The organism is Rhodococcus sp. APC 3903, assembly GCF_030407755.1.
Taxonomy (GTDB): Bacteria; Actinomycetota; Actinomycetes; order Mycobacteriales; family Mycobacteriaceae; genus Rhodococcus_F; species Rhodococcus_F erythropolis.
In genome coordinates this window covers 91,435-116,949 of record NZ_JASDCV010000014.1, presented here as the reverse complement: position 1 = coordinate 116,949, position 25,515 = coordinate 91,435, and the positions used below count along the sequence as shown (strand labels likewise).

Annotated in this window: 23 protein-coding genes and 1 riboswitch; of the genes, 13 read left to right on the top strand and 10 right to left on the bottom strand. The window is 64.1% G+C overall.

Annotation, left to right across the window (positions count from 1 at the left end; genetic code table 11):
* The first annotated feature begins 16 nt into the window (after positions 1-16).
* The 6 genes from QMA15_RS20570 to epsC all read left to right on the top strand — a co-directional run bounded on the left by QMA15_RS20570 (position 17) and on the right by epsC (position 6,567).
* Positions 17-949, top strand: a complete 933-nt coding sequence (locus QMA15_RS20570) for a GTPase domain-containing protein (protein WP_279163140.1) — start codon at positions 17-19, stop codon at positions 947-949.
* Positions 950-1,130: 181 nt separating this feature from the next.
* Positions 1,131-2,282 carry a hypothetical protein gene (locus QMA15_RS20565; protein ID WP_290286182.1) on the top strand — a complete coding sequence of 384 codons (1,152 nt, stop codon included), beginning with the start codon at positions 1,131-1,133 and terminating at the stop codon, positions 2,280-2,282.
* Between the two features lie 133 nt (positions 2,283-2,415).
* Positions 2,416-2,754, top strand: a complete 339-nt coding sequence (locus QMA15_RS20560; protein WP_021333139.1) for a DUF6802 family protein — start codon at positions 2,416-2,418, stop codon at positions 2,752-2,754.
* Positions 2,755-3,031: 277 nt separating this feature from the next.
* Entirely contained in the window at positions 3,032-4,861 is a 1,830-nt protein-coding gene (locus tag QMA15_RS20555; protein WP_020906412.1) for a phosphoenolpyruvate carboxykinase (GTP), read from the top strand.
* Positions 4,862-5,047: 186 nt separating this feature from the next.
* Positions 5,048-5,983 carry a cysteine synthase A gene (cysK, locus tag QMA15_RS20550; RefSeq protein ID WP_019747115.1) on the top strand — a complete coding sequence of 312 codons (936 nt, stop codon included), beginning with the start codon at positions 5,048-5,050 and terminating at the stop codon, positions 5,981-5,983.
* Positions 5,984-5,988: 5 nt separating this feature from the next.
* Positions 5,989-6,567 carry a serine O-acetyltransferase EpsC gene (gene epsC / locus QMA15_RS20545; RefSeq protein WP_019747116.1) on the top strand — a complete coding sequence of 193 codons (579 nt, stop codon included), beginning with the start codon at positions 5,989-5,991 and terminating at the stop codon, positions 6,565-6,567.
* A gap of 58 nt (positions 6,568-6,625) precedes the next feature.
* Here epsC and QMA15_RS20540 read toward each other — a convergent pair whose 3' ends face one another.
* Genes QMA15_RS20540 through QMA15_RS20530 form a run of 3 tightly spaced genes read right to left on the bottom strand, consistent with a single transcriptional unit; the run spans position 6,626 to position 8,865 of the window.
* The gene (locus tag QMA15_RS20540; protein WP_290286174.1) at positions 6,626-6,928 is read right to left on the bottom strand and encodes a hypothetical protein; all 303 of its coding nucleotides are present in this window, start codon (positions 6,926-6,928) and stop codon (positions 6,626-6,628) included.
* A gap of 28 nt (positions 6,929-6,956) precedes the next feature.
* Positions 6,957-7,916 carry a cation diffusion facilitator family transporter gene (locus tag QMA15_RS20535; protein WP_019747118.1) on the bottom strand — a complete coding sequence of 320 codons (960 nt, stop codon included), beginning with the start codon at positions 7,914-7,916 and terminating at the stop codon, positions 6,957-6,959.
* Between the two features lie 10 nt (positions 7,917-7,926).
* Complete coding sequence (locus QMA15_RS20530; RefSeq protein ID WP_290286170.1) at positions 7,927-8,865, bottom strand: alpha/beta hydrolase; 939 nt, start codon at positions 8,863-8,865, stop codon at positions 7,927-7,929.
* A gap of 52 nt (positions 8,866-8,917) precedes the next feature.
* On the opposite strand from QMA15_RS20530, the gene QMA15_RS20525 reads away from it, so the two are divergent.
* The 5 genes from QMA15_RS20525 to QMA15_RS20505 all read left to right on the top strand — a co-directional run bounded on the left by QMA15_RS20525 (position 8,918) and on the right by QMA15_RS20505 (position 13,374).
* A complete protein-coding gene (locus QMA15_RS20525) occupies positions 8,918-9,526 on the top strand; it encodes a TetR/AcrR family transcriptional regulator (protein WP_080909010.1) in 609 nt (202 codons plus the stop codon).
* 16 nt (positions 9,527-9,542) lie between these two features.
* Positions 9,543-9,680: riboswitch (cobalamin riboswitch) on the top strand.
* A 115-nt stretch (positions 9,681-9,795) separates the two neighbouring features.
* Positions 9,796-10,803 carry an iron ABC transporter permease gene (locus tag QMA15_RS20520; RefSeq protein ID WP_003945625.1) on the top strand — a complete coding sequence of 336 codons (1,008 nt, stop codon included), beginning with the start codon at positions 9,796-9,798 and terminating at the stop codon, positions 10,801-10,803.
* Positions 10,800-11,618, top strand: a complete 819-nt coding sequence (locus tag QMA15_RS20515) for an ABC transporter ATP-binding protein (RefSeq protein ID WP_019747122.1) — start codon at positions 10,800-10,802, stop codon at positions 11,616-11,618. The genes QMA15_RS20520 and QMA15_RS20515 overlap by 4 nt, the downstream gene beginning before the upstream one ends.
* Positions 11,615-12,676, top strand: coding sequence for an ABC transporter substrate-binding protein (locus tag QMA15_RS20510; protein WP_141487718.1), 1,062 nt, complete (start codon positions 11,615-11,617; stop codon positions 12,674-12,676). The genes QMA15_RS20515 and QMA15_RS20510 overlap by 4 nt, the downstream gene beginning before the upstream one ends.
* Complete coding sequence (locus tag QMA15_RS20505) at positions 12,673-13,374, top strand: (2Fe-2S) ferredoxin domain-containing protein (RefSeq protein ID WP_070387174.1); 702 nt, start codon at positions 12,673-12,675, stop codon at positions 13,372-13,374. Before QMA15_RS20510 ends, QMA15_RS20505 begins: the two co-directional genes overlap by 4 nt.
* 1,144 nt (positions 13,375-14,518) lie before the next feature.
* Here QMA15_RS20505 and QMA15_RS20500 read toward each other — a convergent pair.
* The 5 genes from QMA15_RS20500 to QMA15_RS20480 form a co-directional block, all read right to left on the bottom strand.
* Entirely contained in the window at positions 14,519-15,964 is a 1,446-nt protein-coding gene (locus tag QMA15_RS20500; protein WP_003945530.1) for an aldehyde dehydrogenase, read from the bottom strand.
* A 4-nt stretch (positions 15,965-15,968) separates the two neighbouring features.
* Positions 15,969-17,138: a hypothetical protein gene (locus QMA15_RS20495; protein ID WP_042452600.1), complete on the bottom strand. Its 1,170-nt coding sequence runs from the start codon at positions 17,136-17,138 to the stop codon at positions 15,969-15,971.
* Between the two features lies 1 nt (position 17,139).
* Positions 17,140-18,327 (bottom strand): phosphotransferase family protein, encoded by a 1,188-nt coding sequence (locus tag QMA15_RS20490; protein WP_264613960.1) that lies wholly within the window; start codon positions 18,325-18,327, stop codon positions 17,140-17,142.
* Between the two features lie 139 nt (positions 18,328-18,466).
* Positions 18,467-19,354, bottom strand: coding sequence for an ROK family protein (locus tag QMA15_RS20485; protein ID WP_290286156.1), 888 nt, complete (start codon positions 19,352-19,354; stop codon positions 18,467-18,469).
* A 4-nt stretch (positions 19,355-19,358) separates the two neighbouring features.
* Positions 19,359-20,129, bottom strand: a complete 771-nt coding sequence (locus tag QMA15_RS20480; protein WP_003945692.1) for a class I SAM-dependent methyltransferase — start codon at positions 20,127-20,129, stop codon at positions 19,359-19,361.
* Between the two features lie 173 nt (positions 20,130-20,302).
* Between QMA15_RS20480 and QMA15_RS20475 the strand changes: the two genes are divergently transcribed.
* Positions 20,303-21,517 carry a glycosyltransferase family 4 protein gene (locus tag QMA15_RS20475; protein WP_019747129.1) on the top strand — a complete coding sequence of 405 codons (1,215 nt, stop codon included), beginning with the start codon at positions 20,303-20,305 and terminating at the stop codon, positions 21,515-21,517.
* On the opposite strand, the gene QMA15_RS20470 is transcribed toward QMA15_RS20475, so the two are convergent.
* Entirely contained in the window at positions 21,464-23,203 is a 1,740-nt protein-coding gene (locus tag QMA15_RS20470) for a hypothetical protein (protein ID WP_290286152.1), read from the bottom strand. The two genes, QMA15_RS20475 and QMA15_RS20470, sit on opposite strands and share 54 nt — an antisense overlap.
* A 33-nt stretch (positions 23,204-23,236) precedes the next feature.
* Between QMA15_RS20470 and QMA15_RS20465 the strand changes: the two genes are divergently transcribed.
* Entirely contained in the window at positions 23,237-24,463 is a 1,227-nt protein-coding gene (locus QMA15_RS20465; RefSeq protein WP_031331334.1) for a polysaccharide biosynthesis protein, read from the top strand.
* Here the strand turns inward: QMA15_RS20465 and QMA15_RS20460 are convergent.
* Positions 24,444-25,400: an ABC transporter substrate-binding protein gene (locus tag QMA15_RS20460; RefSeq protein ID WP_020906427.1), complete on the bottom strand. Its 957-nt coding sequence runs from the start codon at positions 25,398-25,400 to the stop codon at positions 24,444-24,446. The genes QMA15_RS20465 and QMA15_RS20460 overlap by 20 nt on opposite strands.
* Positions 25,401-25,515: the final 115 nt, after the last annotated feature.

Genomic DNA, 25,515 nt, shown 5'->3' with positions numbered 1-25,515 from the left:
GGGACGTGGGGTGGGGATGAACACAGGATTTGCATGCAGTAATTGGTCACGAATGTTGCCCGCAGAATCGATCGACGACGCCTGCGCGGAGCCGATCGACCACTTGCGCGCTCTGGCATATCGGCTGACGTCGATCGATTCGGGAGCCGCAGAGGCGGTTCACTCGGTGCTCGGATCGCTGAGCGCGCCGCTCGAATTGGTGGTCGCCGGGCGAGCCGGGGTGGGGCGGTCGTCGTTGGCGCGGATCCTGGGGCGCGACGACCGGTTCTCGCGCAGAGTCGTCGGCGCACCGGTTGTGGTGACCGAGTCGCGCGCGTTCGACGTCCCTGGAACGTCGAACCCCGATCTGGGTCGTCGTTGCGTTGTCTACGTGGTGGTCGACGCGGTCCGCGACGTCGACCGCCGAGCCATTGCCCGAGTTTCCGATCGTGTGGTCGTCGCTGCGAACAAGGCTGACTTGTTCGGTCCGCGCTGGGACGAGGCGCTGGGACGGGCCGCGGAAATCTCCGAGAACGTCGGCGTGCCCACGGTTCCGGTGGAGACACTGACCGGGCGCGGCGTCGAAGAATTGTTCGAGGCTCTCGGACCTGTTCTGGAGGCGCAGTGGTGGGGCCGGGTCGAGCAGATCGGCCCGGCGCTGAGGCGGTCTGCCTCGCGCAGCGCTGCGGGCAGGGACGAGATCGAGTTGTATCTGAGTTCGGACTCCGCGGTGCTGTTCGGCGCCGCGGCGGCGATGATGAGCCCCGAAATTCGAGCCCTGCGTCAAGGCGAGCCTCCCGATCCTCGTACCGCCGACGACGCGGGCACATGCAGCCGGTGGTGGGGCGAGCTCGTGGACGAGTCGGAACAGGCTCCGCAACAAAGGGTCTCACTGATTCGCCGCGGGTATGTGCGTCGGTGGGCGCAGCTCGGGGGCGATCGCTCCGCTCCGGCGGTGACCGATGGATAGCGTTTCGTTACTTCCGGATTCGGTGCTGCGCGTGGTGCAGCGATGGAATCCGGCATCCGATCCGGGTCGCCAGGTTGCCGCCGAAACATCCAGTGGCACTAGAATTTACGTTGTCGGCCCACCGAGGTGTGGACGGGAAGACGTCGCCCGGATGTTCAATGCTTCTGATGACTGTTCGACAGTGACACGCGAGGTGGACGCCGACGTCGTACTTCTGGTCGTCGACGCCGCCAGTGTGATCGGACGCGAGGATCTTCTTCTTCTCGACGACGCTGCAGAGAGCGGAATCCCGGTGGTGGTCGCGCTGACCCGCGTCGACGTCTACCGAGACTGGCAGGCGGTGCGCCGGCGTGATGCCGAGATTCTTGCTTCGCACTGCACCGCTTTTGCTCAGGCCTCGGTGGTCCCGATTGCGCCTGGTCAAGAGCAGTCGCTCGTTGCGGTCGTGAGCCGGGCGGCACGGGAGAGGGAAGCAGGCGGTTCGGATTCCGGTGTCATCGCGCAGACGCGCCGGATGATCGAGATAGAGATCCGGAATCTGCGTGACAGCGTTTCTGGTGCCGAACTGCGGGCCGAGCGATCACAGTTGCTCGCAGACCGCGACGGCCGGCGAGGCGAACGCCTGGTGCAGGTGCGAAGCCGACTGCAACGAGCGCGCGGGGATCTGTCACAACAAATCGCCGAGGCAACCCGGGCGACGGTCGCCGGGGCACGTGCCTGGGTCGATGCGGCCTCGCGAGCCGAATTGGGCAGCGTGCCGACGCGACTGCAGCACGAAGTCGACCATCACACCCGGGTGTTCGATGCCGCGACGGCGGCAGCGGTGGAAGTGGCGGGCACGACCGGATACATGCCTTCCCCACGGATTCCGGAGGGCCCGCCGGGCCGCCAGCGCGGAAACGAGGACCGGGTGACAATTCTTGTCGGCGCGTCCGCGGGTCTCGGCCTCGGCCGTATCGCGGTGACTCCGCTGGAAATGATTCCGGCCTTGGAGTTCGCAAGTATCCCCGTGACGTTGGTTCTGGGTGGCGCCGCGGCCTGGTGGTTGGCGCGAACTCGCGGGCTGACGGCGGATCGTGCCTACTCCAGGTCGTGGATCGTCGAATCGATGTCGACGGTTCGCGCACAGTGGGAGCAGCGAGTCCAGAGTGTTCTGCTCGAGGCCGAGGCGGATCTGGGAGCGGCGATCATGGCGGAGAGCCGCGAGCAGGTGGCGTCGGCGCAGGCCCGAATCGTGGAGATCGACGGTGAACTTCGTGAGCTTGCCGCGGCCAGATCAGGGCAACTGGCGTCGTGCGAGCGCGACCTCGCCGTTTTGAACGCCGCCTACTGACATTCCGCGAGTGCAGAGTTCTCCACAGCGCCGCAATTTCGGCCACGACTGATCGTCGGGGTCTGGTAATACTGAGCGGACGGTTTCGGTAGGGGTTGCCGAAGCAGTAGGTCAACATCCAGTAGGGGGAGTAATGGACGCATTTCTGATCACGGCCGGACACATCGACGGGCACGAAGCCGAAGCGCTCGATCCTGGGCGTATCGAGCCCGAGACCTTCGGGCCCTCGTCGGGACCGGTCGATGCCGGCGACCTGAACTTCGACGCCTTCGACTTGGACGGTGACGGAACGGTCGACAGCCGTGTCGTCCACTCCGACGACGACGTCGTGATCGTGTCCGATTTCGATCGCGACGGTAGCGCCGATCGCCTCACGATGATCGAGTCGGACGGCGACTACTCGGCCTGGGAATGCAGTCGAGACGACGAAGGCGCCCTCGTGTGGCAGAAAATCGATGCCGGAGCGCTCTGAAAAGGTTCCGTTTATGTGCTCTGAGCGCCGGGTAGGCACCTGAACACACCAACTGAATCGTTTCTGTGACATTTCTGACCGCACCCGATTACCTGCAGGTGAACAGCCAGCGTTAACCTCAATACATAGGACACCCGGCGTCCGTGAAATCCACGTGAGTGGATGACGCGGCTGGACCCCGTCGAGAGGGGGACACCGGGATCGACTGGTATCGGGGCGCTGCAGTTTGCATCCGGTGTCACGAGAACCCGGTTCCGGCTCACCCCAGGAGAGTTTGATGACCTCAGCGACCATTCCCGGTCTCAATGGAACTGACGGCACGCCCCCCACGCAGCACAAGGAACTGCTTGCATGGGTGCAAGAGGTTGCCGAACTCACCCAGCCTGATCGCGTCGTCTTCGCAGACGGCTCGGACGAAGAATGGGACCGACTGACAACGAAGTTGGTCGAGGCAGGAACCTTCACCCGCCTCAACGACGAGAAGAAGCCGAACTCTTTCCTCGGCAACTCCGATCCGTCCGATGTCGCGCGAGTCGAATCGCGTACGTACATCTGCTCGAAGGAAGAAATCGACGCAGGTCCCACCAACAACTGGATGGACCCGGCGGAGATGCGCACCCTCATGGGTGACCTGTACCGCGGTTGCATGCGTGGACGCACCATGTACGTCGTGCCGTTCTGCATGGGCCCCCTCGACGCCGAGGATCCGAAGCTGGGCGTCGAGCTCACCGATTCCGAGTACGTCGTCGTCTCCATGCGCGTCATGACCCGCATGGGCAGCAAGGTTCTCGACAAGCTCGGCACCGACGGATTCTTCGTCAAGGCGCTTCACTCGCTGGGCGCTCCGCTGGCCGATGGCCAGGAAGATGTCGCGTGGCCGTGCAACGACACCAAGTACATCACTCACTTCCCCGAGGATCGTGAGATCTGGAGCTTCGGTTCCGGCTACGGCGGAAACGCTCTCCTGGGCAAGAAGTGCTACTCGCTGCGTATCGCTTCGGCAATGGCGCACGACGAGGGCTGGCTGGCCGAGCACATGCTCATCCTCAAGCTCATCTCGCCCGAGGACAAGGCCTACTACATCGCGGCGGCATTCCCCTCCGCTTGTGGCAAGACCAACCTCGCGATGATCCAGCCGACCATCCCCGGATGGCGCGCCGAGACCCTCGGTGACGACATCGCCTGGATGCGTTTCGGTGAGGACGGACAGCTCTACGCCGTCAACCCGGAATTCGGTTTCTTCGGCGTGGCTCCCGGCACCAACTGGTCGTCGAACCCCAACGCCATGCGCACCATCGACCAGGGCAACACGGTCTTCACCAACGTCGCTCTGACCGACGACGGTGACGTCTGGTGGGAAGGCCTCGAAGGCGACCCGCAGCACCTGATCGACTGGAAGGGCAACGAGTGGACGCCCGAGTCGGGCACCCATGCGGCTCATCCCAACTCGCGTTACTGCACCCCGATGTCGCAGTGCCCGATCATGGCTCCCGAGTGGGACGACCCGAAGGGCGTGCCGATCTCGGCAATCCTGTTCGGTGGACGCCGCAAGACGACGGTTCCGCTGGTCACCGAAGCTCGCGACTGGCAGCACGGCGTCTTCATGGGTGCAACGGTCGGCTCCGAGCAGACCGCAGCAGCCGAAGGCCAGGTCGGTACGGTTCGCCGCGATCCGATGGCAATGCTGCCGTTCCTCGGCTACAACGTCGGTGACTACTTCCAGCACTGGATCGACCTCGGCAAGTCCGCGGACGCGTCCAAGCTCCCCAAGGTCTTCTACGTCAACTGGTTCCGCCGTGGCGACGACGGACGCTTCCTGTGGCCAGGCTTCGGCGAGAACTCTCGCGTCCTGAAGTGGATCGTCGAGCGCATCGAGCACAAGGCTGCCGGCATCGACACCCCGATCGGCGTCGTTCCCACCGGATCGGCACTCGACATCGACGGCCTGGACGTGTCGGACGCCGACATCACCGAGGCCCTCGCGGTCAACATCGACGAGTGGAAGGCCGAGATCCCGCTCATCGAAGAGTGGTTCGACTTCGTCGGCGAGAAGCTGCCGACCGGCATTCGTGACGAGTTCGAAGCCCTGAAGCAGCGGTTGGCCTGATAAACCGCCCCCGTATGTAGTGGCCTGATGCCGCATTGGTTCAATTTGATGAACCGATGCGGCATCGGTCGTCTGTATGCCCTTGCCTGTAGCCGTTAAGCAGTTCAGCCGTAAAGCAGTTCAGCCGTAAAGCAGTGATCAGCGAATCGAGCGGGTCGACACACTCGATCCTCAGGAGGACCAGATATGAGCGGGATCTACAACAACGTGACCGAATTGGTCGGGCGCACCCCGATCGTGCGGCTCAACCGTCTGACCGAGGGCCTGGACGCACAGGTCGCCGTCAAGCTCGAGTTCTACAACCCGGCCAACAGCGTCAAGGACCGGATCGGCGTGGCAATCATCGACGCCGCCGAGAAGTCCGGTGCACTCAAGCCCGGTGGCACCATCGTCGAGGGCACCAGTGGTAACACCGGTATCGCACTCGCCATGGTCGGTGCTGCTCGCGGCTACAAGGTCATCCTGACCATGCCGGAGACCATGTCCACCGAGCGTCGCGTGATGCTGCGTGCTTACGGCGCCGAGATCGTCCTTACCCCGGGCTCCGAGGGCATGGCCGGTGCAGTCGCCAAGGCCAAGGAAATCGTCGAGCAGACCGAGAACGCTGTCTCGGCCAGCCAGTTCGCGAACCCGGCCAACCCGGCCATCCACGAGGCGACGACGGGCGAAGAGGTCTGGGCCGACACCGACGGCGCCGTCGACATCTTCGTGTCCGGCATCGGCACCGGCGGCACCATCACCGGCGTCGGACGCACCCTTCGCAAGTACAAGCCCGAGGTCAAGATCGTGGGCGTCGAGCCCATCGACTCGCCGATCCTCAACGGTGGCCAGCCCGGTCCCCACAAGATCCAGGGAATCGGCGCGAACTTCGTGCCCGACGTCCTCGATCGCGAGATCTACGACGAGATCATCGACGTCTCGTTCCCCGATTCCATCGAGGTCGCTCGCGCACTCGGAACCCAGGAAGGCATCCTGGGCGGCATCTCGTCCGGTGCCATCGTCTGGGCCGCACTCGAGTTGGCGAAGCGTCCGGAAAACGCCGGCAAGCTGATCGTGGCTGTCGTGTGTGACTTCGGCGAGCGTTACATCTCCACCCCGCTGTTCGAACACATCCGGGACTGAGACTTGTGAGTATCCTCGGGACAATTCGCGAGGACCTGCAGGCTGCGCGCGGTCAGGATCCTGCCGCGCGCAGCAATGTGGAGAACGCGCTCGTTTATTCAGGGCTGCATGCCATTTGGGCGCATCGGGTTGCGCATCGCATGTGGGTCGTCCCTGCGCTACGCGGCCCGGCGCGAGTGCTCTCGCAGCTGACACGCTTCGTTACCGGCATCGAGATTCACCCCGGTGCCACCATCGGTCGACGGTTCTTCATCGACCACGGCATGGGCGTCGTGATCGGGGAGACGGCCGAGGTCGGTAACGACGTGATGCTCTATCACGGCGTCACCCTGGGTGGTCGCTCGCTCGAGCAGGTCAAGCGTCACCCGACGCTGGGAGACCGGGTCACCGTCGGCGCTGGTGCCAAGATCCTCGGACCTGTCGTCATCGGTGAAGGTAGCGCTATCGGCGCCAATGCCGTTGTCACCAGAGATGTTCCGGCCGAATCCATCGCGACGGGTATCCCGGCGGTGGCGCGGCCACGGACCACCAAGGAAAAGCTGGTGGACCCGAACAGTTACATCGATCCTGCGATGTACATCTGAAGCATTCCTTCTTCGATGGCCACCCTCGTGTAGACGGCGGGTGGCCATCGGCGTCTGTTCAGGCTCGCGTCAGGTGCCACCCGCGACGTCCCAGTACGACGGCCGTCGCTGCGCCCAGTGCCGCCCCGATCAGGGGATAGCAGGCCAGGACGAGCCAGCGCGGTCCGTCTAAGGGTTCGTAGGCGGTGGCTATCGTCGATTCGGTGTCCCGAGCCATCTGCATGTCCCGAAATGGTACGTAGGAACCCTGATAGACGATGGTCTTGTCTTGACTGGTCATCACGTCGATCAGACTGCCCACCACAGGAATTCCCCCGACGACAAATCCCAGAACCGCCAGAATTACGATCAGTGCGCGCATCGAACGAGCCTATCGCCCGGCCGGAAGTTCAGACTGCGATCGACGGTTCTTCGGGCGTCGAGAGGGTCAGGATCGCTCGCACGACGCGTGGACTCTGCTCGAGTGAGCGTTCGAGTTCGCGCAACGTGTGGGCCACTCGGGATTCCGCGTAGTCGCCGACCAGGTCGACGCTGGCCACCAGGTACACCTGCCGCGGACCGAGGTATTCCATGCGCAGGAACGTGATTCGGTTGATCTCGGGCAGTTGGGTGAGAGCTTCGACGGCTGCTGCCCGCAGCGTCGGTGAGGCCTCTTCGCCGACCAGGAATCGGCGGTTGCGATCGATCAGGATGATCGCGATGACTCCGAGAAGTATGCCGACGAAGATGGAGCCGAGGGCGTCGGGGATCGGTGAACCGGTGATCTGGTGCAGTAGGACGCCGACGAATGCGATGACCAAACCGATCAGTGCCGCAGCATCTTCGGCGAACACGGCCCGGGTCGTCGGGTCGGATGTGTTGAGCGCCTGGGCCATGACGTCGCGGTTCACGGCGGATGCTTCGGTTCGGAGTTGCTTGTACGCCTGCCGGAACGAGATGCCTTCGAGGATGAACGAGACGCCGAGGACTGCGTAGGCGACACCGAAGTCGGTGGCCGGTTCGGAATGGAACAGTTCCTGGATGCCGTGGGTGATCGACACACCTGCGCCGAGCGCGAAGAGTCCGAGGGCGGCGAACATCGACCAGATGTAGGCTTCCCGGCCGTACCCGAGTGGCTGGTCTCGGTCGGGAACCCTTTTCGAGCGGCGGTTCGCGATCAGCAACAGCACTTCGTTGCCGGTATCGGCCCAGGAGTGGGTGGCCTCGGCGACCATCGATGCAGATCCGGTGACGATGGCGGCCGCCGTCTTGGCCCCGGCGATCAGCGCGTTAGCCGCAAACGCCAGTACGACTGTCGTGGTGCTCTCGTCGCCGTTTCCCGTCGGCTCGGCCTTGGGTTCGATGCTCACGAACTTCAGGCTAGGCGGGTGGCGACGGTTTCGTGCGGTGACGCTCGGCGACGGAGCGCAGCAGTGTGTCGACGGCGTCGTGGAACTGCGTCAGGCCCGGCTCTTCGACGGGAAAGTGCCCGCACCCGTCCAGCATCACGAATTCGGTGGGTGCGTTGATGCGGCGGAGGAACTGCAGGCTCAGTTCGGGTGGCGTCCATCGGTCGTCGGCCGGGTGGGTGAGCAGAACGGGCGTCGTCCGAAATGCTTCGGGTGCGGTGTGCTCGAACGAGAAGTAGCTGCTGAGGAATCCGAGTGGCACCCGAACACCGCCACCGCGCGGATCGGTTGCGCACAGCGTCGCGAGTTCACGGTTGCTGCTCATGTTCGCGACGTCGGTGACCCAACGGATGGGCACGCGGATACGGCCCACCAGTCGTTCGGTGCGGCGCATCAGGGGAGCGCCGTAGACACCCATCGGGCCGAACCGCGCCGCGGCAGCTCTGGCCGACGGATTCGAGGGATCGAGCAGACAGGTAGCGACGACGGCGTCGGCCAGACCGGTCCGCGCGGCTACTTCGTAGGCCAGCAGACCGCCGATGCTGGCGCCCAACAACACCAGCGGCCGATCGTCGGCTGCCTTCTCGGCCCGGACGAGATCGCAGAGGAGATCGACCCACTGCTCGTACCGGACGCCGGCGGGATCGGCTACGACGGTGTCGCCGTACAGCGGAAGATCGGGGAAGAGGACTTCGGCTCCGAGTTTCACGCCGATCCCGGCGAACGGCCACAACGCGCCCGAGTAGCCGCCGGCGCCGTGGATGCCGAGAACACGAACCGGCGCGTCTGGAGCCACTGCCCGTGCGACGTGGACGGTGTTGCCGTTCCGCTCCCACCACGTCGGGGTCGGCGCCGGCATGTGGTCGGTGTACCGGTCGGGCATAAACTTCGAGTAATCGGCGCTGGTCACCTACACAATTCTCGGTACCGGCGTCGCGGCTGACAACTCGCATCGGAGGACCGTGTCGACTCGGCGGAAAAGGCCCTCCCAGCAGCGCTCGAGGGCTACCTACGACGCGATCCTGGAGGCAGCTACTCGCGTTTTCGCGTCGGAGGGCATGGCAGCGACCACCAACCGGATCGCTGACGAGGCAGGGGTGTCGGTGGGCTCGCTCTACCAGTATTTCGGCGACAAGTACGAGATCCTCGCGGAGTTGGCGAACCGTCACGTGAGTGCTGCGCGGGAGAGTTTTGCGCTCTGCCTTGCCGACATCGTCGAGCGTGAGCTCACCCCGGACGAGGCCGTCCGGATGTTGGTGGAGTGCGCGGTCGAAGTGAACAGTAAGCCGCGAGAGTTCTTTCACCTGCTCTACGATCAGGTTCCGCGTACGCGTGAGCTCATCGCGCAGGTCGAAGGAATGAATCGGCAACTGGTACTGGGTTTTTCGGAGTACTTGCAGAGCCGCGGTTTCAGTGCGGACGATGCGTTGTTGACGTCGCGGCTGACTGTGACTGCCGTGGACAGCCAGGTGCATCGGGTTGTGCTGGAATCGGATTCACCCGAAGACCTTCGAGTGCGAACGGAAGCCGTCGTGCGGCAGGCGAGATCGATGATCGCGTCGGAATCCTGATCCGGTGTGCGGAATGGTGACCACAGTCCGTTATGGTTCTGACGTCATCATCGAGGTAATGGGAAGTCGGTGCAATTCCGGCGCGGTCCCGCCACTGTGAGGTCGTCCATGCGTCGACCGTAGCCAGATACCACCCTCGTTGACGTTGTGTCATGCCACGAGGATGGATCGGTCACACCATGAATGCTGTTGGCGGAGCTCTGTCTCCACCTACCCACCTGCCTTCGCCGAAGGCTGGTGCGCCTCGCGGACGGCTCAGTCCGGGTATCGTGCTGCCCGCTCTGCTGGTCGTCACCGTGCTCTCTGCTGTGTGCGCGTTGGCATTCGGATCCGAGATGCTCCCCGTGTCCACTGTGGTGGACGTGGTGCACTCGCGCTTCGGAGGCCCACCCGTCACGCGTTCCGAACTTGCGATCGTGTGGGGGATCAGAGCACCTCGGGTACTGCTCGGTCTGGCCGTCGGCGCTGGTCTTGCCGTCGCCGGCGCGGTGGTGCAAACCCTCGTCCGCAACGCTCTCGCCGATCCCCACTTGCTGGGAGTGTCGTCCGGCGCGAGTGTAGGTGCCACCGCCGTCATCACCACCGGACTGTTCGCCGGCGCGGGAGTGTGGGCGCTCAGTTTCGGCGCGATGATCGGGGCGTTGGGAGCTGCGATTCTCGTCTTCACCATCGCGACGCTGCAAGGCGGTATCACTCCACTGCGATTGGTTCTGACCGGCACCGTTACCGCATCCGCCCTGTCGGCGATCGCGAGTTTTCTGGTGCTGCGTACCAATGATTCCCAGGCCGCGCAGTCCGTATTGTTCTGGCTCCTGGGAAGTTTGGCCGGGGCATCCTGGGACAAGTTGTGGGCGCCGGTCATCGTAGTGTTCCTGCTGACGGCAGCGGTGTTCGCCCTGCACGGTTGGCTGGATGCGCTGGCGGCCGGACCGGACGTCGCGGCTTCGCTCGGTATTCCCATCCGAACCCTGCGAAACGTGCTGTTCGGCGTGCTGGCAGCGTTGGTCGGCACGATGGTTGCAGTGTCCGGCGCGATTGCCTTCGTAGGCTTGGTCATACCGCACGTCACACGCATGCTTGTCGGAGCCAGACATCGAGTGGTGTTGCCGGCGGCAGCGCTGATCGGCGCGTCGTTCCTGGTGTGGGTCGACGTCGTGGCGCGGACCTCGTTGCGGCCGACCGAGATCCCGCTGAGCGTGGTGACCGGGGTGATCGGTGCCCCGCTGTTTCTCCTGCTTCTCGGCCGTCGGCGCTACCGATTCGGTGGCAGTTCGTGAGCGCCCGCGCCCTGGCGGTGACCGCGTCCGGAGTCGTTGTCCGCATCGACCGCCGAACCGTCGTCAAGGGCGTCGACATCGCGGCGGACGCCGGTGCAGTAGTAGGCGTCGTCGGTCCGAACGGATCGGGCAAGTCGACTTTGTTGCGTGCGCTTGCCGGTCTCGGACCGATCGCTGACGGTGACGTCCGCGTCGGCGGCGAGTCCGTGCACGCGATGTCCGCGCGTTCGCGGGCCAAAGCCATTTCTTTTGTGGCGCAGGAAGAGCAGAGTCCCGCCGATTTGTTGGTTCACGAGTACGTGACTCTGGGGCGCACGCCACATACAAAGCCCTGGAGTGTCGGCGGAAAGCACGAGAATGCCGTCGTTGATCGTGCTCTGGGCGAGGTCGGAATGATCGAGCACAGGCTCTCTTCGATGGACACGCTTTCCGGCGGCGAGCGTCGGCGGGTATTTCTCGCCCGAGGTCTCGCGCAGGACGCCGGCGTGCTCATCCTCGACGAGCCGACCAATCATCTCGACATCCGGCATCAACTCGAACTGCTCGATCTGGTCCGGTCGTTGGACCGGACGGTGATCATGGCACTGCACGACCTCGATTTGGCTGCGGCAGTGTGCGATCGGGTGCTCGTGCTCGCGGATGGAGTGGCCAGGGCGTTCGGACATCCATCCGACGTACTCACCACCTCGGTGGTGGCAACTGTCTTCGGCGTCGAGACTTTCGAGCTCGTGAACCCCGCGACAGGCCGTTCACACCTCGTATTCGAATCACGAAATTCTCAACTACAACAATCATTTTCGGAGAGTGCACTTTGATACATGTCAAGACTCGAGCGTCGTTCGGTGCGGTTGTAGCCGCGACAGCGTTGTTGACAGTTGCCGGCTGCTCGGCAACTGCACCGGTGGACGAAGCTGCAGACAAGACTTCGGTGACAGTGGAGAACTGCGGGACCGAAAGCACTTTCCAGCTTCCGATCGGGAACGTCGTTGCGACAAGCAATGCGGCCAATATCGGCACCATTCTCCGAGTCGGCGGTTTGGATCGTCTCGCGGCCGTCGTGTTGAACACGAACAACGACGCGATCATGGAGTCGATGTTCGGCCCTGGAATTGCGGACGTCCCACACCTGGACGGAACGATCACGATGGAGACGATTCTGGGTAAGCAGGCGGACCTGGTGGTCGGCTCCTACAGTGGCTTGTTCAAGGGAGCCTCCGGTGTGACGCCGGAATCGCTGCAGAGCAACAACATCGATGCATATGTGATCTCCGATAGTTGTAGGCAGAGTGCCGCAGCGGATTCCGCGCTCGGCACGATGGGTCCGTGGGATGCCCTTCGTGCGGACGTGACCAATTACGGAAAGCTGTTCGGAACCGAGGACACTGCCGCCGAGGCATTGACCGAATTGGATTCACGTTTGGCACGTCTGGAGTCCGCGCCAGATGCCGCCGACAAGCCGAAGGTTTTGATCTACGACAGCGGTGAAGAAGATCTGTACACCAGCGGAGGCAACGGAGCCCCCAACGGAATCATCGACGTCGCCGGGGGAACCAACGTGTTCGCCGACGTCGACAACACCTGGTTCAAAGCGAGCTGGGAGACCGTCGCGAAGTCAGAACCCGATGTCATCGTGATCATGGACTACAAGAAGAGCGCTGACGAAGTACAGGGCAAGATCGACGCGATCAAGAGCCGAGAAGGCCTACGCGATCTCGACGCCGTCAAGCAGAACCGCTTCGTCGTACTCCCGCTCGCGATGTTCACCAGCGGATTCCCCAACGTCTACGGCGCGGAAGAGCTGCGCGCGAAGATCGAAGAGTTCGGACTTGCTCCGTCGAGCGGGATCGACTGGACAACCGCGCCGTCGGCATGAGTGTCGACAGTGGTTCGCATCGGGTGATCGTCGTACTGCGACCGACCGTCAGCGGCCTCGACGAGTCGGCCGCGCGACGGATGTTCGACGCTGTTCGGGCCGGCACCGACGCCGACGTTCGTGTTGCGTACCTCGATGTCGCGTCGCCGAGCCTTCACGAGGAACTCGATCGAGCGCATACCGATGACGTGGGCAAGGTCGTGTTGATTCCAGTTGCGGTGCCGAGGGATCGGTACCTGCTCACGTGGACCAGCAAGGCTGTTGCGAACTGGCGCGAAACCCGGATCGGTGCCGAACTGGAAGTCTCGCTCCACGAATCGGAAACGCTCGAAGGTGCTGTGGCCGCGCAGGTGATCGATGAACTCGGCGCGGCCGGAAAGCCGATCACTGCCAGTCCGGCGTCGTATCGCAGTCCGGCTTGGTCGGTGATCGAGCAGCACGATACACATCTGTTGGTGTGCAAGGGGCCCCGCTGCATGGCGTACGGAGCAGGGCCTCTCCACCGGGCCATGAGTGCGGCGGCCAAAGGCACTTCGGCAAAGGTGACGGGAACCGGTTGTCTGAGCCCGTGCAACCTGGGCCCGTTGGTGATCGCGAACCCCGGTGGCACCTGGTTCGGTCATGTGGACGCCGGTGATGCCGAGGCCTTGGTGTCCGGTCGCGAGGATCGATTGGCGGATAACGTTCTGGACCGGTAGATACCGGGTCGGTGAAAGCAAAGAACCCGCTGGGCGCGAAGTGCGCTCAGCGGGTTCTGTCCATCAGTGAGACGGTCAATTCGATTCAATTGGTCGAATATTTCTTGCGGACCCGGTCAGCCTGAATTGATTTCTCTTGAATGCAACCAGGACCCTGTGGCGATTGTCCGTCAATCAGACGACTGCCATGAGTATCGAGATTTGGTAGAAATATTCAGACCAATGCGAATTCGAGGAGTGAACCATGGGATACGACAATAGGTGCCGGGATTGCCAGCACGGCAAATGTTCGGTCTGCAACGGGGAGGGGAAGGTGTGGGGAACCTTTGGAAATTGCACGAGGTGCCACGGGCAAGGCGGTAGCCCATGCGCGCAGCACCGATGAGTCAATGCTGCTCAGGCTAGCGCAGTAGGTTCGGTGAACGTCGATGTCAACGCTATGAGAGTTGGCTGCCGAGTGCCTGAATCCGGCGAAAAATATTCGTTATCAATCGGTCGAGAGGATATTCAATGGACATGGTAGTAGTCGGATTCATTGCATTCATCTCCTATGCTGTAATCGGTCGGGCAATAGGGACGTCTTACTGGAGAAGGAAACACGGAGTGTATCGCTCCTTTTTCTCGACAGAGGCGATATTTACAGGAATGTTCGGATTTCTAGCAGTTGGTCTCACGTGGCCCGTTTCCATATTCATCCCTGCAGTTCGAGCGCCCGAGCTTTGCACGCACGGCAGTCATATCCTGGAACGGGATTCTGCGCGTCGCGAGTATGAGCAGATGGAGGATGCGCTTCGTCGGGAGCGTGGACTGGCCTGAATGGTGCCTCGATTACGTTTGAAGCCCGCCGATTGACCAATCGGCGGGCTTCAAACATTCATGTCTCAGGAACCGAAGGGAAGGGTTCCCGGCGGGATCTGGTATCCACTGCTGCCGACGGAGGCGCTGCCCCAGAGTGCGAGGAAAGCGTTGATGGCGTTGGTGAGCATATGAATGTCCTTTGTGAGATGACTGATTCGTTTTCGACGGTACCGGGTGGATCTGTGGATTCGCTGGGAGTTGGCACCCATTTCATGGGGCTGGCACCCGTTCCGGCAGGTCGGAACGGGTGCCAACTGTCAGCAAAGGGTGCCAACTCCCGGGTGGGTCAGCCCACGTAGCCGGGCGGCATGAGTACGGACTTGGTCTCGCAGAAGGCTTCGAGGCCCTCAGGTCCGTTCTCGCGTCCGATACCGGAGTTCTTGTAACCACCGAACGGTGATCCGGGATCGAAGGCGTACCAGTTGATCGCGTAGGTACCAGTGCGGATCTGCGCGGCAACTTCGAGTCCGTGATCGATGTCGGTGGTCCACACCGATCCGGCGAGGCCGTAATCCGAATCGTTGGCGATCTTGATGGCCTCGTCCTCGGAGTCGTACGGGATCACCGAGAGGACGGGTCCGAAGATCTCCTCGCGTGCGATGGTCATCGAGTTGTCCACGTCGGCGAAGATCGTCGGCTCGACGTACCAGCCCTTGTCCAGGCCGGCGGGACGTCCACCACCGAGTACGACGCGCGCGCCTTCTTCCTTGCCCTTGGCGATATAGCCCTCGACGCGCTCGCGCTGCTTCTCGGAGATCAGCGGGCCGAGTTGTGCTGCGGGATCGGACGGATCGCCGACGGTCATGAAGCCTGCCGCGGTCTTCATTCCCTCGATGACCTCGTCGTAACGCGAACGGGGAGCGAGGATTCGGGTCTGAGCGACACAGGCCTGGCCGGTGTTCATCAGGCCGGACATGACGAGCATCGGCATTCCGGCGGCGATGTCGGCGTCCTCGAGGATGATCGCGGCGGACTTGCCACCCAGTTCGAGGGAGCAGCGCTTGAGGTTCTGCGCGGCGATGGCACCGATCTTGCGACCGACGGCGCTGGATCCGGTGAACGTGATCTTGTCGATGCCCGCATGAGAGACCAGGTATTCGCCGGTCTCGGCTCCGCCGGGGAGCACGGAGATGACGCCTTCGGGAACACCTGCCTCGGTGAAGATCTCGGCGATCACGTGGACGGAGAGAGGGGATTCGGGTGCGGGCTTGAGCAGTACGGTGCAGCCGGCGAGCAGTGCGGGGGCCAGCTTGTTGATCGCCAGGAACAGCGGGACGTTCCAGGCCAGCACGGCGGCGACGACGCCGACGGGCTCACGGGTCACCTTGGTCTGCCCGAATGCGCCGGTGCGCTTCTCTTCCCACGCGAACTTGTCGGCCAGCTCGGCGTAGTAGCCCAGCGTCGCCATCGACGGGGTCTGCTGCATCATGCCGACCATGGCGGGCGGCTGGCCCATCTCGTTGGAGATGAGCTGGTTGATTTCCGCGCTGCGCTCTTCGATCAGCTTGGCGGCCTTGGCGAGGATCGCGCCGCGCTCGGCGGGGGTGGTGCGTGACCACGGTCCCTCGAACGCCGCGCGGGCTGCGGACACGGCCGCGTCGATGTCTGCCGGTGCTGCGATGGGACAGCTGCCGACGCGCTCCTCCGTTGCGGGAGAGAACACTTCGAGTACCTGGTCGGTGGCCGGGGCCACCCATGCTCCACCGATGTAGAGCTTGTCGTAGTCAGTCATCAATTCATTCCTCGGTGTTGTCGGTCGCCGCGAGGGCATACGCGTCGTCTGCCTGTGCGGTGTCGGTGAAACTGGTGAATCCGTATTTCTCGTGCGGTCCGATGGCGGCTACCTCGAAAAGACCGGTGCCGGTGTTGGTGTTCGTGCCTTCGGTGAGCGTGAAGGACGCGAGGTTGTCGACGGGGGAGAACATGCGTTGGAACGGTTCGATCTCGTGGACCTTGTGGCGGAGCCCTTGTACGACGAGTTCGCCCTGCCACATTCCGTGACGCCAGTCCTGTTCGAGCCCGTAGCCGGTGCCGATTCCGATGTAGTTGGCCAGCAGCAGTTCGCAGGCGACGGTGAGGACTTCACCGCCTGGCCGGTGGAAGGTGATGGTCGCTCCGGTGACGTCGCGGGTGTCGGGGCAGAACGTCAGCTCGTGTTCGGGCCGGCCGAGCCATTCGTTGTCCCTGGCTTCGTCCGGCCACACTCGCATGGCTTCTTCGACGATGCGCCTGCCCTGCTCGTCTTCCTGCATGATCACCGAGATCGTGAACTCGTCGAACTGCATGACCGCGTAGATCCAGAAGAAGTTCTGGATTCCGTCGACGGCGCGTCTGCCTTGCGGTTCGGCTTCACCGACCGGACGCACACCCCACGAGCGGTCGCGGTTACCTCGCCACGTCTTCGGGTCGATCGCGAAGTCCTCCCCGTCGACGGTGAGCGATCCGGTCCACGTGCCGGTCTGCAGGAAGCGTGAGGTGTCGAACGTGACTCGTTCGAGTTGACGGCGAAAGTGCTTGGGCTCGAGCGCCGCGGGGATGGTGGCATCGAAGGTGATGTCGAAGGAGAGATCGTATTCGCTGCCCGGTTCGAGTACGACGCGGAGCTTCTGCAGCCCTTCGAGCACTTCGATGCGCAGAGGTCCGACGGTGGTGTCGGTACGGTCGGCACCCAGCGCCTTCGACATGCGAGCAACGATGTGGTCGTCACCGCGGCGAAGGACAGCGAATGCGTCCATGACGCCGAGGTTGGGGTACTGGCCGAGTCCGACGATGAGGAACACGTCGGGGGATTCGGTGGGGTAGCAATTGAAGTAGTAGCGGTCGTAGAAGTTTCGATCCGAGGTGGCTACGTGACGGATCGGTTCGGCGATCTGGTGAACGGGATAGTCGTCCATCGGTGAGAGCATGTCAGGCCAACCTCTCCCAGTAGGTACCGTCGAGCATCGCGGCGAGCGAAGCGCGGTGCATGATCATGTCGTCGGGATCTTCGGGTCGCTGCGACTGGCCGAAAGCTATGGCGCGGGCCTGGATTCGCCACATGATGACCGCCTGACGCAGTGCGGCATAGGTAACGTAGAACTCCAGATCGTGTGGGGCGTGGCCGGTGATCTCGGCGTAGGTGTGCGCGAGATCCGGCAGTCGAAGGAAGTCGGGAAGGCCGGGTAGGTTCGCCAACCCGGCGATGTCCTCGAAGAACCTGTGCAGGAATGCCATCCAGCCCAGATCCATCTCTCGCGGGCCGAGAGTTGCCATTTCCCAGTCGAGTACGGCTACCGGCGCGAAGTCCTGGTACATGACGTTGCCGATGCGCGAGTCGCCCCAACAGAGCACCGCCGGAGAATCGTCCGCGGGATTGTTCTCCTCGATCCAGTCGAGGGCACGTTCGATGAGAGGTGATCTGATGCCGTCGGAGACCACCCACTCGTAGTACGCGCGCTGCTCGGCGATGTGCGCCGTGAATGCGTCTCGTGCAGTCGTTCCCGAATTCGGGAGTCGGAGGAAGTCGAAACGCTCGCACGGCTTGTCGATGGCGTGCAATTGTGCCAGGACGTCGACCGAGTTCTGTTGGAGGGTTTTTCGTTGCTCGGGGGACGCTTCGGTGACCCACGATCCGAAGTTGTACGGCATGACGTCTGGCGGCACGTCGCCGGAGATTCGTTCCATCACGAAGAACGGCGCACCCAACGCGTCCGGGTCGGATTCTGACCAGTACACCGCGGGTACGGGCACCGCCGAGTGCTCGCGCACCTGAGCCATGGTGCGGAACTGGGATTCGAGGTCGTAGGTCGGAAACACCGGCATGGTCGATTCCGTCGGTGCCACCCGAGCGACCAAGGGATGATGATCGCCGTCCCAGGTGGCGTCGAAGAGGATGGTTTCGCTGGACATGCCGTTGGCTGCGGGCAAGGTGACGTCGGCGACGGTCACAGTGGATCCGCTCGGCACCTTGCCGGCCATCCACCGTTCCAGGCGCTCACGGAGGTCTTCGGTGTCGCGGAGGGAATCGCTCGGTCGGGCAACCTGGGCGTGATGCTCGGTTTCATCGGTCGAAGAAGCAGTCGAGGCAACGTCAGATGAGGAAGCGTCTGGGCTCACGGTCACCTCCTTCCCATAGGCGTCACGTGCAATGCCCGTAACGGTGTGAGTCAGAACACTAAAACACGTTACAGAAATTGGGAACAGGTGGCACCCGTTTAGTGGGACTCCCTGCGGATTTATCGGGGAAGAACGCGTGTCAGATAACGGCGGTGAGCGCGAGCAAGCCCGCACCGGTCAGAGTTCCGGCGCCACCTAGCTCGGCGGGAACGATCCGGAGCCCGGCGATGAACGACAAACGGGCATGTCGGGCAGCCGCGTCGAGCATCGGTTCCCACAGCGGTGCACCCGACTGGGCGAAACCGCCGCCGATCACCGCGAGGTCCACGTCCAGGAGGGCAGCCGCCGAGGCGATGGCACCACCGAGCGCCGTCCCTGCGCGGTGAAGCGCGTCCACGGCGATCGCGTCGCCGCTGCGTGCACCCTCGGCTAGTTCACGGCCGGTGTTTCCCGACCAGCCCTGGCTACGAGCCCATCGCACCGCGGACGGTCCACTGGCCACCGTCTCGAGGCAGCCGACGCCCCCGCAGCTGCACGGTTCGGAAGATCCTGGAACGACGAGGTGGCCGATGTGACCGGCGTTCCCCGTGCGACCCCGAGCAATCTCACCGCCGAGGACGATTCCTCCGCCGATTCCCGTCGAGACGACCAGGCTCAGGAGGTTCGGGGTTCCGCGTCCGGCGCCGTGGTGGAACTCCGCCAATGCCGCTGCGGCTCCGTCCATGGCGAGGGCGGTTCCGGCGTCGGGAAAGACGCTGCGGACGCCCGCTACGAGCTCGAATCCCTGTGCCCACTCGGTGATGTTGATGGGAGCTACGACGCCGGCATCGGTGTCCACCGGCCCGGCGCAAGCGATGCCCACACCGTCGACGTCGCGGCCGTCTGCGACTCGTTCGAGCAGCGCCGCACACGCTCCCCACGGGTCGGTCTGCGGCGTCGGCACACTGTCGAACACGGGAACGCGGCCGTCCTCGGACACGACGCCGGCCGCCATCTTGGTGCCACCGATGTCGAGTGCGAGGCGCATGTCGCTATCGCTTTTCGAGAACCACGACGAGGTTGCTCACCAGGAACTCCCGAAGACCGGGGACTCGGACCATCCACCACGCCCACGACGGGTGGTAGCGCGGGATCGCGGCGAGCAACGTGCCCTGGCTGGTTCCACGGGCCCAGCGTAGGCCGTCGGTGGCGCCGACTTTGAACAACGACACCCCGAATCTGTTCTTCGGTTCGCGTCCGGTCTTGCGGAGGTACCGCTTGGCTGCGTACTCGCCCCCCAGCGCGTGCCACGGTCCGGTTTCGTGGCCGCCGAACGGACCCCACCACAGGGTGTACGAGAGAACCATCAAGCCGCCGGGCTTGGTCACGCGCAGCATTTCCTCGGCCATCAGCCAGGGCTCGCTGACGTGTTCGGCCACGTTGGAGGAGAAGCAGATGTCCACGGACGAGTCCAGGAACGGCAGTGCCAAACCGGATCCACGCACCGCGCCGCCCACGGTCAGACCCGCGGCGTGCATCTCCGACGGATCGGGTTCGACGGGAATGTAGCGGGCACCTGCGGCCTGGAAGACCTCCGCGAAATAGCCCGGACCGCCGCCGACGTCGAGGACGGTGAGACCGTCGAGGGATCGTCCGGTGTGACCTTCGTGCAGGTCCGAGATCAATTCGACGGAGTCGCGCGCGAGCGCGCCGTAGAAGATGTCGGGCGCGGACTGCTCGTGGCGGAAGTCGCTGAGCAGGCCGAACGAGCGTTTCAGGGTTGCCCGTCGGCCGAAAATGCGGGTCACTGCGGGCTTGGTCACGGGTAGCAACTTTAGCCACTGGGTCGCACGGTCCACGAACACCGTCAGGAGCGCGGCAATACGGACGCTCGAACAGTTAGGGTGTTCGGCAGGGTTACCGGCCGGTCAGGCGGGGCATCCCGCAGGATCGCCCGAACCGGGGTGGCCACCGACCAACTCAGGGAGTAACGCACGTGCGCGAGGTTCTGTTGCTCTGCTGGCGCGATACCGGGCATCCCCAGGGCGGTGGAAGCGAGCGTTACCTCGAGCAGGTCGGATCCCAGTTGGCCGAGCGCGGTATCAAGGTGACGCTGCGGACGGCGTCGTATCCCGGGGCGCCCGCGTCGGAGGTTCGAGACGGCATCACGATCAGCCGGGCCGGTGGACGTTTCAGCGTGTACCCCCGCGCTCTGGCCGCCATTGCCGCCGGACGTCTGGGTTTCGGATCGCTCAAGGGCATTCGCCCCGACGCGGTGATCGACACCCAGAACGGCATCCCCTTCTTCTCGAAGACCGTGGCGGGTGCGCCGGTCACGCTACTGGTCCATCACTGCCATCGTGAACAATGGCCGGTGGCAGGCAAGCTCGTCGGCCGGATCGGCTGGTGGGTCGAATCGCGATTGTCACCGCGCACCCATCGACGTAGTCAGTATCTGACGGTGTCGCTTCCTTCGGCCGAAGAATTGGTGGACCTCGGTGTCGAGCGCGAACGAATTGCCGTGGTGCGCAACGGTGCCGATCGGCTCCCCGTCGGCGTCGACGCGGGTGGATCGATCACCAGGGCCGAGCGTCCCACCATCTCGGTTCTCTCACGACTGGTGCCGCACAAGCAGATCGAGGACGCACTCGAGGCCGTCGCAGCCCTGCGTCCGACGCTTCCGGACATCCATCTCGACGTCATCGGTGGTGGTTGGTGGGAGCAGAACCTGCGAGATCGCGCCGCCGAGTTGGGAATCGGTGACGCCGTCTCGTTCTACGGTCACGTCGACGAGGCTCGTAAACATGAACTCCTTGCGCAGTCGTGGATTCACCTCATGCCTTCGCGGAAGGAAGGGTGGGGCCTGGCGGTCATCGAGGCTGCGCAGCACGGTGTTCCGACGATCGGTTACCGCAGTTCCAAGGGCTTGACCGATTCGATCGTCGACGGAGTGACCGGGCTGTTGGTCGGCGGTGAGCACGCCGGCGACGGCGACATCGCTGATCTGACGCAGGCGGCAGGCACCCTGCTCCGCGACCACGAACTCCGCACGGTGCTCGGTGAGAAAGCTCGGGTGTGGTCGGGCGAGTTCTCCTGGGAGCAGACCGGCACCGGAGTGCTCGAGGTGCTGACCGCGCACAAGGACGGTCGGTGGGTCTCAGGACTGGCCGCGCCTCGCGAGTCGAATTCGGTTCTGGTTCAGTCCGACTGAGATCAGCGCGATCACGCCCATCAGTATCCAGGCGAGATGCGCAGCGATGACGGCAGTTCGGGCACCGGTCGACGCTTCCTGCGCGGCAACATCTCCGGGTACCCGGTAGAGCTCGAGATCGTTGTCGGCAAAGACCTGTTCCAATCCGTCGAGTGTCGCTGCCGCCTTGCCGAGCTGGCCTGGTGTCTCACGTTCGATCAGTACCCATCCGACTCCGAGATCGGCCAACTGCGTAGGACTCCCGCCGGCAAGCAGCAGATCCTCGACCTGGGTGGCCCGGGTTCCTTCACCGCCGACAGCACCACCGGCAACCACCAGTTGGCCGGTCTGCAGCACGTCGAGGGGTAGGAAGCGTGGTGCTGGATCGAGTACCGGCGCATCACCGCTGTAGGGGAAGGCGCGGAACATCCCAGCGGGAAGCACTGCAACGTCACCGGTTTCGTCTCGTAGTTGCTCGGCCACCACGGTCCAGGACCCGGGGTAGTGCACGGGCTTCAACGCGCCGCCGACACCCCACACCAGATCCGGTAGCGCCACGATCGTCACCACGGCGGCGGCGATCGAGAATGTCGGGCGGGGAAGGGAGAACCGATTGCCCGCCCACATCACCGCGGCGGCGGCAGCGAGTGCGTAGAACGGTACGGCCAGCGCGACCCACTTCTGGGCGTCACGCAGTAGACCGGCGCCGGTGAACACCTCGACCGACCATCGGCCGACGTCGAGCCCCCACGGAGTAGCGCCCAGGGTCGGAGCGAGCACCGCGAACAGGGCCAGCGCGCCGAGTCCACTGACAACGGGGTTCCGGCGTCGGCGCCATAGAGCGGGCACACCGGCAAACACCACGACAAGCAGAAGAACTGTTCCGACCAACGCGAAGAGTGTTGTGCGCGTGGAAGGTACCGCTGCCGAGTTCCAGATACCGCCGAGCCCGGCGAGGCTGCCGAGCGTCGCGAGTCCCGGTTCTGCTCGGGCGGCAAAGGCGGCGACTCCCGCTGGATCGGAACCGTCGCCTGCTGCTCCGGATACGAAGGTGGCGACCAACCACGGCGAGGCGGCGACGAGGAACAGCCCGATAGCGCCGCAGACACGCCGCATGGCCGAGGTTCGGCCTCCGGGGGTGGCAACCACCACCAGCGCGGCCGTCAGAGCGAGCAGAGCGCCGGTAGGTGTCAGGCCCGCGAATGCCAGTGACGCGGCCAACGCCCACCAGGACCCGGGCGTGGCTCGGCGAACTCCGATTCCGGCACACACGATCCACGGCAGTGCGGCAAAACCGGTCAGCAGGCTCCAATGTCCTTGCAACAGGCGCTCGGCCACGTAGGGGTTCCAGAGCATCACCGTCGACGCGACCAGTTGTGGACCGAGACCGGCCGTCGGCAGCAGGACGGCGACCATGCGCGCCGCACCCCAACCGGCGAGCCAGAGCGCCACGAGCAGGATGAACTTGACCACCAGTCCGCCGTCGATCACGGTGCTCAACGCTGCGATCAGCGCGTCCTGGGGAACGGCGCGGGCTGCGGCGTCGGTGAGTCCGAGGGCGGAGTCGGTCAGGTACGAGCGCGGCGTGCTGACGGCGTCGCGCAGCAGGAGGTAGCCGGGGCCCAGCAGCGGTCCGAGGATCAACAGTGCCAGCGCCAGGCTGTACGCCGCAGGCAGGTAACGGCGGTATCCGGCTTGCACTGTCATGACGCGCACGATACGTGGTGCATCATTACTGCCATGCCTCGCCAACCACTCGATCGCGCCGCCGCGGCCGGGGTCGGCATGGTTTTGGTGGGATCGATGACGGCCAATGTCGCGTCGTACCTGTTGGCATGGTTGGCCAGCCGATGGTTGGGTCCGGTCGGCTACGGAGAGTTCGCGAGTCTGCTTGCCGCCCAGTTGGTACTTGCGGTTCCGGCTTTGGCGTTGCAGACGGTGGTCGCCCGCGAGGCGGTGCGTGGCAAGAGCACAGATGCGTTGCGGTCGTTGGGGTATCGATGCACCGCGATCGTCGCCGTCCTCGCGGTTGCGCTCGCTCCGGCGATGGCGTGGCTGCTCGACACCGGAATCGTGGCGTCGTTCTCGGCATTGGTGACTGCGCCCATGTTGGTTCTGCTGGCCACGGAGCAGGGGTTGTTGCAGGGTCACGGTCGATTCGGCACTCTCAGCGCTGTGCTGGCCGGGGCCGGGGTGATGAAAGTCCTTCCGGCAGTAATCGTTCTGGCTTTCGGCGGCGGGGCAGGCGCGGCATTGGTCGCGGGCGCGGCCGGAACTGCGTTGCTGGTGGCGATAGTTCGAGTGGTCGACCGAACCGTCTCGGTGAGCGAGGACCGTGCGGTGCGGATCGGCGTCGTCTCCGTGCTCGCGGCGTCACAAGTCCAGCTTGCGTTGATCGCGTTGTCTTCGCTGGACCTGCTGATCGTCCGCGTCGTCCTCAGCGAGTACGACGCCGGTGTCTACGCACTCGGAGCCGTCGCGACGAAGGTGGCGTTCTGGCTGCCACAGGCAGTGGGCGTCGTGCTGTACCCGAAGATGGCGAATCCGGCGCACTCGGCGCAAGCGGTTCGCTCGGCGTTGGCGGTGCTCGTCGGTATCGGCGCCGTGTTGGTTCTGGGGGCGGCGGTTGCCGGCCCGCTGGTGCCGATGCTCGTGGGCGACGCGTACGCCGCCGTGGCTCCGATGCTGTGGGCCTTCGCCCTGCACGGTGCAGCGCTGGCGGTACTCCAGGGTGCTTTGCTGTCCGCAATCGCGTCAGAACGCACGCGAGTGGCCCTTCTGGCGTGGGCAGGACTGGTTGTGGAGGCGACGGTCATGCTGGTGTGGGCGAAGACGCCGGGAGAGTTGATCGGCGTCGCCGTGGTGGTGGCGTCGACGACGGCCTTGGCGGTGTCCGTCGCCGCAGTGCGAAGTGCCGACCGCGCCCGGCCGGCACCTCACAGCGACGTCAGTTCTCCAGACGCGTGAACAAATCGTCGAAGTAGTCGAGCGTACGCATCGCGGTGTAGACGGATCCGTAGTTGATGTTCCCACCCGTGTAGACGACGTTGTCGCCTTGTACTGCGCGGATACGGTTCCACATCGCGCGGTCGTCGGTGACGGGATCCACGCCGGGCGCGGTGGTGACGATCATTCCGTCGGCCGAGTCGAGGGAAGTCACCAGGTTTTCGGTGGAGATCTCCTTCTGTCCCTCGACGGGCCACTGGAGTTGGACGCCGAGGTCTTCGGCCACCTGCGTGGAGATGCCCTTGCGGTTGACGCCGTTGACCTTCTGATTCACGTAGTTCAGCAGCACGATCTGCTTGCTCGCCAAACTCCGGGCGTGGCGTTCCTTCAATCCGGCTGCTTTGTCCTCGTACGCTCCGATGACCTGACGGACTTCGGGGTTCTCGGTGCGATTCAGCCAACTCGCCAACTGGTCGATGTTCTCGCGCCACGGACGGGTGAAGTCCATCGGAAGCACAGGCGCTGTCTGGCTCAACTGCTGCAGCGGCCACATGTCGGAGGCCTCACCGATGTCGGTGCAGATGATCAGGTCCGGTTCCAGCGCGAGAATTGCCTCGACGTTGACCGGTGCCTCGAACACCTGCGCCGTGGGATCGGCTGGAACCCACGGCTCGGCGGCGTCGAAGCTGTACGCGATGACCGGCAGGCCCATCGCAACGGCTGGTTCGAGGTCGAGTCGGGAGTCGATGGCGACGACGCGCTTCGGTGTCACCGGAATGTCGTAGGTTCCGAGCGAGGTCGTGACCGTGCGCATCCCGGACGCATCGCCCTCGGTACCGGCGGACCTTGCGCAACCGGCGGCGAACAGCCCGGAGAATGCAGCACTGCCGACAACAAATCTCCGACGTGTCAGATCGCTGACACAGATGTGCGAACCCAGAACTGTTGATGCGGGCATGTGGCTCCTCGTGTTCGGGGTGGTCTGGACTTCCAGAAAACGCTAAGCCCGCGACCACGCGGAGGGAACGACCCGTTGCGCCAATCCGTACGCCGATCCGGCAACAAAGTCCCGA

What these genes read in the sequence shown, in the direction of transcription:
- QMA15_RS20540 (WP_290286174.1), bottom strand. Translation starts at nt 6,928, where the DNA reads ATGCGCGCACTGATCGTAATTCTGGCGGTTCTGGGATTTGTCGTCGGG.
- QMA15_RS20485 (WP_290286156.1), bottom strand. Translation starts at nt 19,354, where the DNA reads ATGCGCCTCGCACTCGACATCGGTGGCACCAAGATGGCGGCCGGCGTC.
- cysK (WP_019747115.1), top strand. Translation starts at nt 5,048, where the DNA reads ATGAGCGGGATCTACAACAACGTGACCGAATTGGTCGGGCGCACCCCG.
- QMA15_RS20505 (WP_070387174.1), top strand. Translation starts at nt 12,673, where the DNA reads ATGAGTGTCGACAGTGGTTCGCATCGGGTGATCGTCGTACTGCGACCG.
- QMA15_RS20570 (WP_279163140.1), top strand. Translation starts at nt 17, where the DNA reads ATGAACACAGGATTTGCATGCAGTAATTGGTCACGAATGTTGCCCGCA.
- QMA15_RS20465 (WP_031331334.1), top strand. Translation starts at nt 23,237, where the DNA reads ATGCCTCGCCAACCACTCGATCGCGCCGCCGCGGCCGGGGTCGGCATG.
- QMA15_RS20470 (WP_290286152.1), bottom strand. Translation starts at nt 23,203, where the DNA reads ATGACAGTGCAAGCCGGATACCGCCGTTACCTGCCTGCGGCGTACAGC.
- QMA15_RS20460 (WP_020906427.1), bottom strand. Translation starts at nt 25,400, where the DNA reads ATGCCCGCATCAACAGTTCTGGGTTCGCACATCTGTGTCAGCGATCTG.
- QMA15_RS20495 (WP_042452600.1), bottom strand. Translation starts at nt 17,138, where the DNA reads ATGCTCTCACCGATGGACGACTATCCCGTTCACCAGATCGCCGAACCG.
- QMA15_RS20560 (WP_021333139.1), top strand. Translation starts at nt 2,416, where the DNA reads ATGGACGCATTTCTGATCACGGCCGGACACATCGACGGGCACGAAGCC.
- QMA15_RS20500 (WP_003945530.1), bottom strand. Translation starts at nt 15,964, where the DNA reads ATGACTGACTACGACAAGCTCTACATCGGTGGAGCATGGGTGGCCCCG.
- QMA15_RS20555 (WP_020906412.1), top strand. Translation starts at nt 3,032, where the DNA reads ATGACCTCAGCGACCATTCCCGGTCTCAATGGAACTGACGGCACGCCC.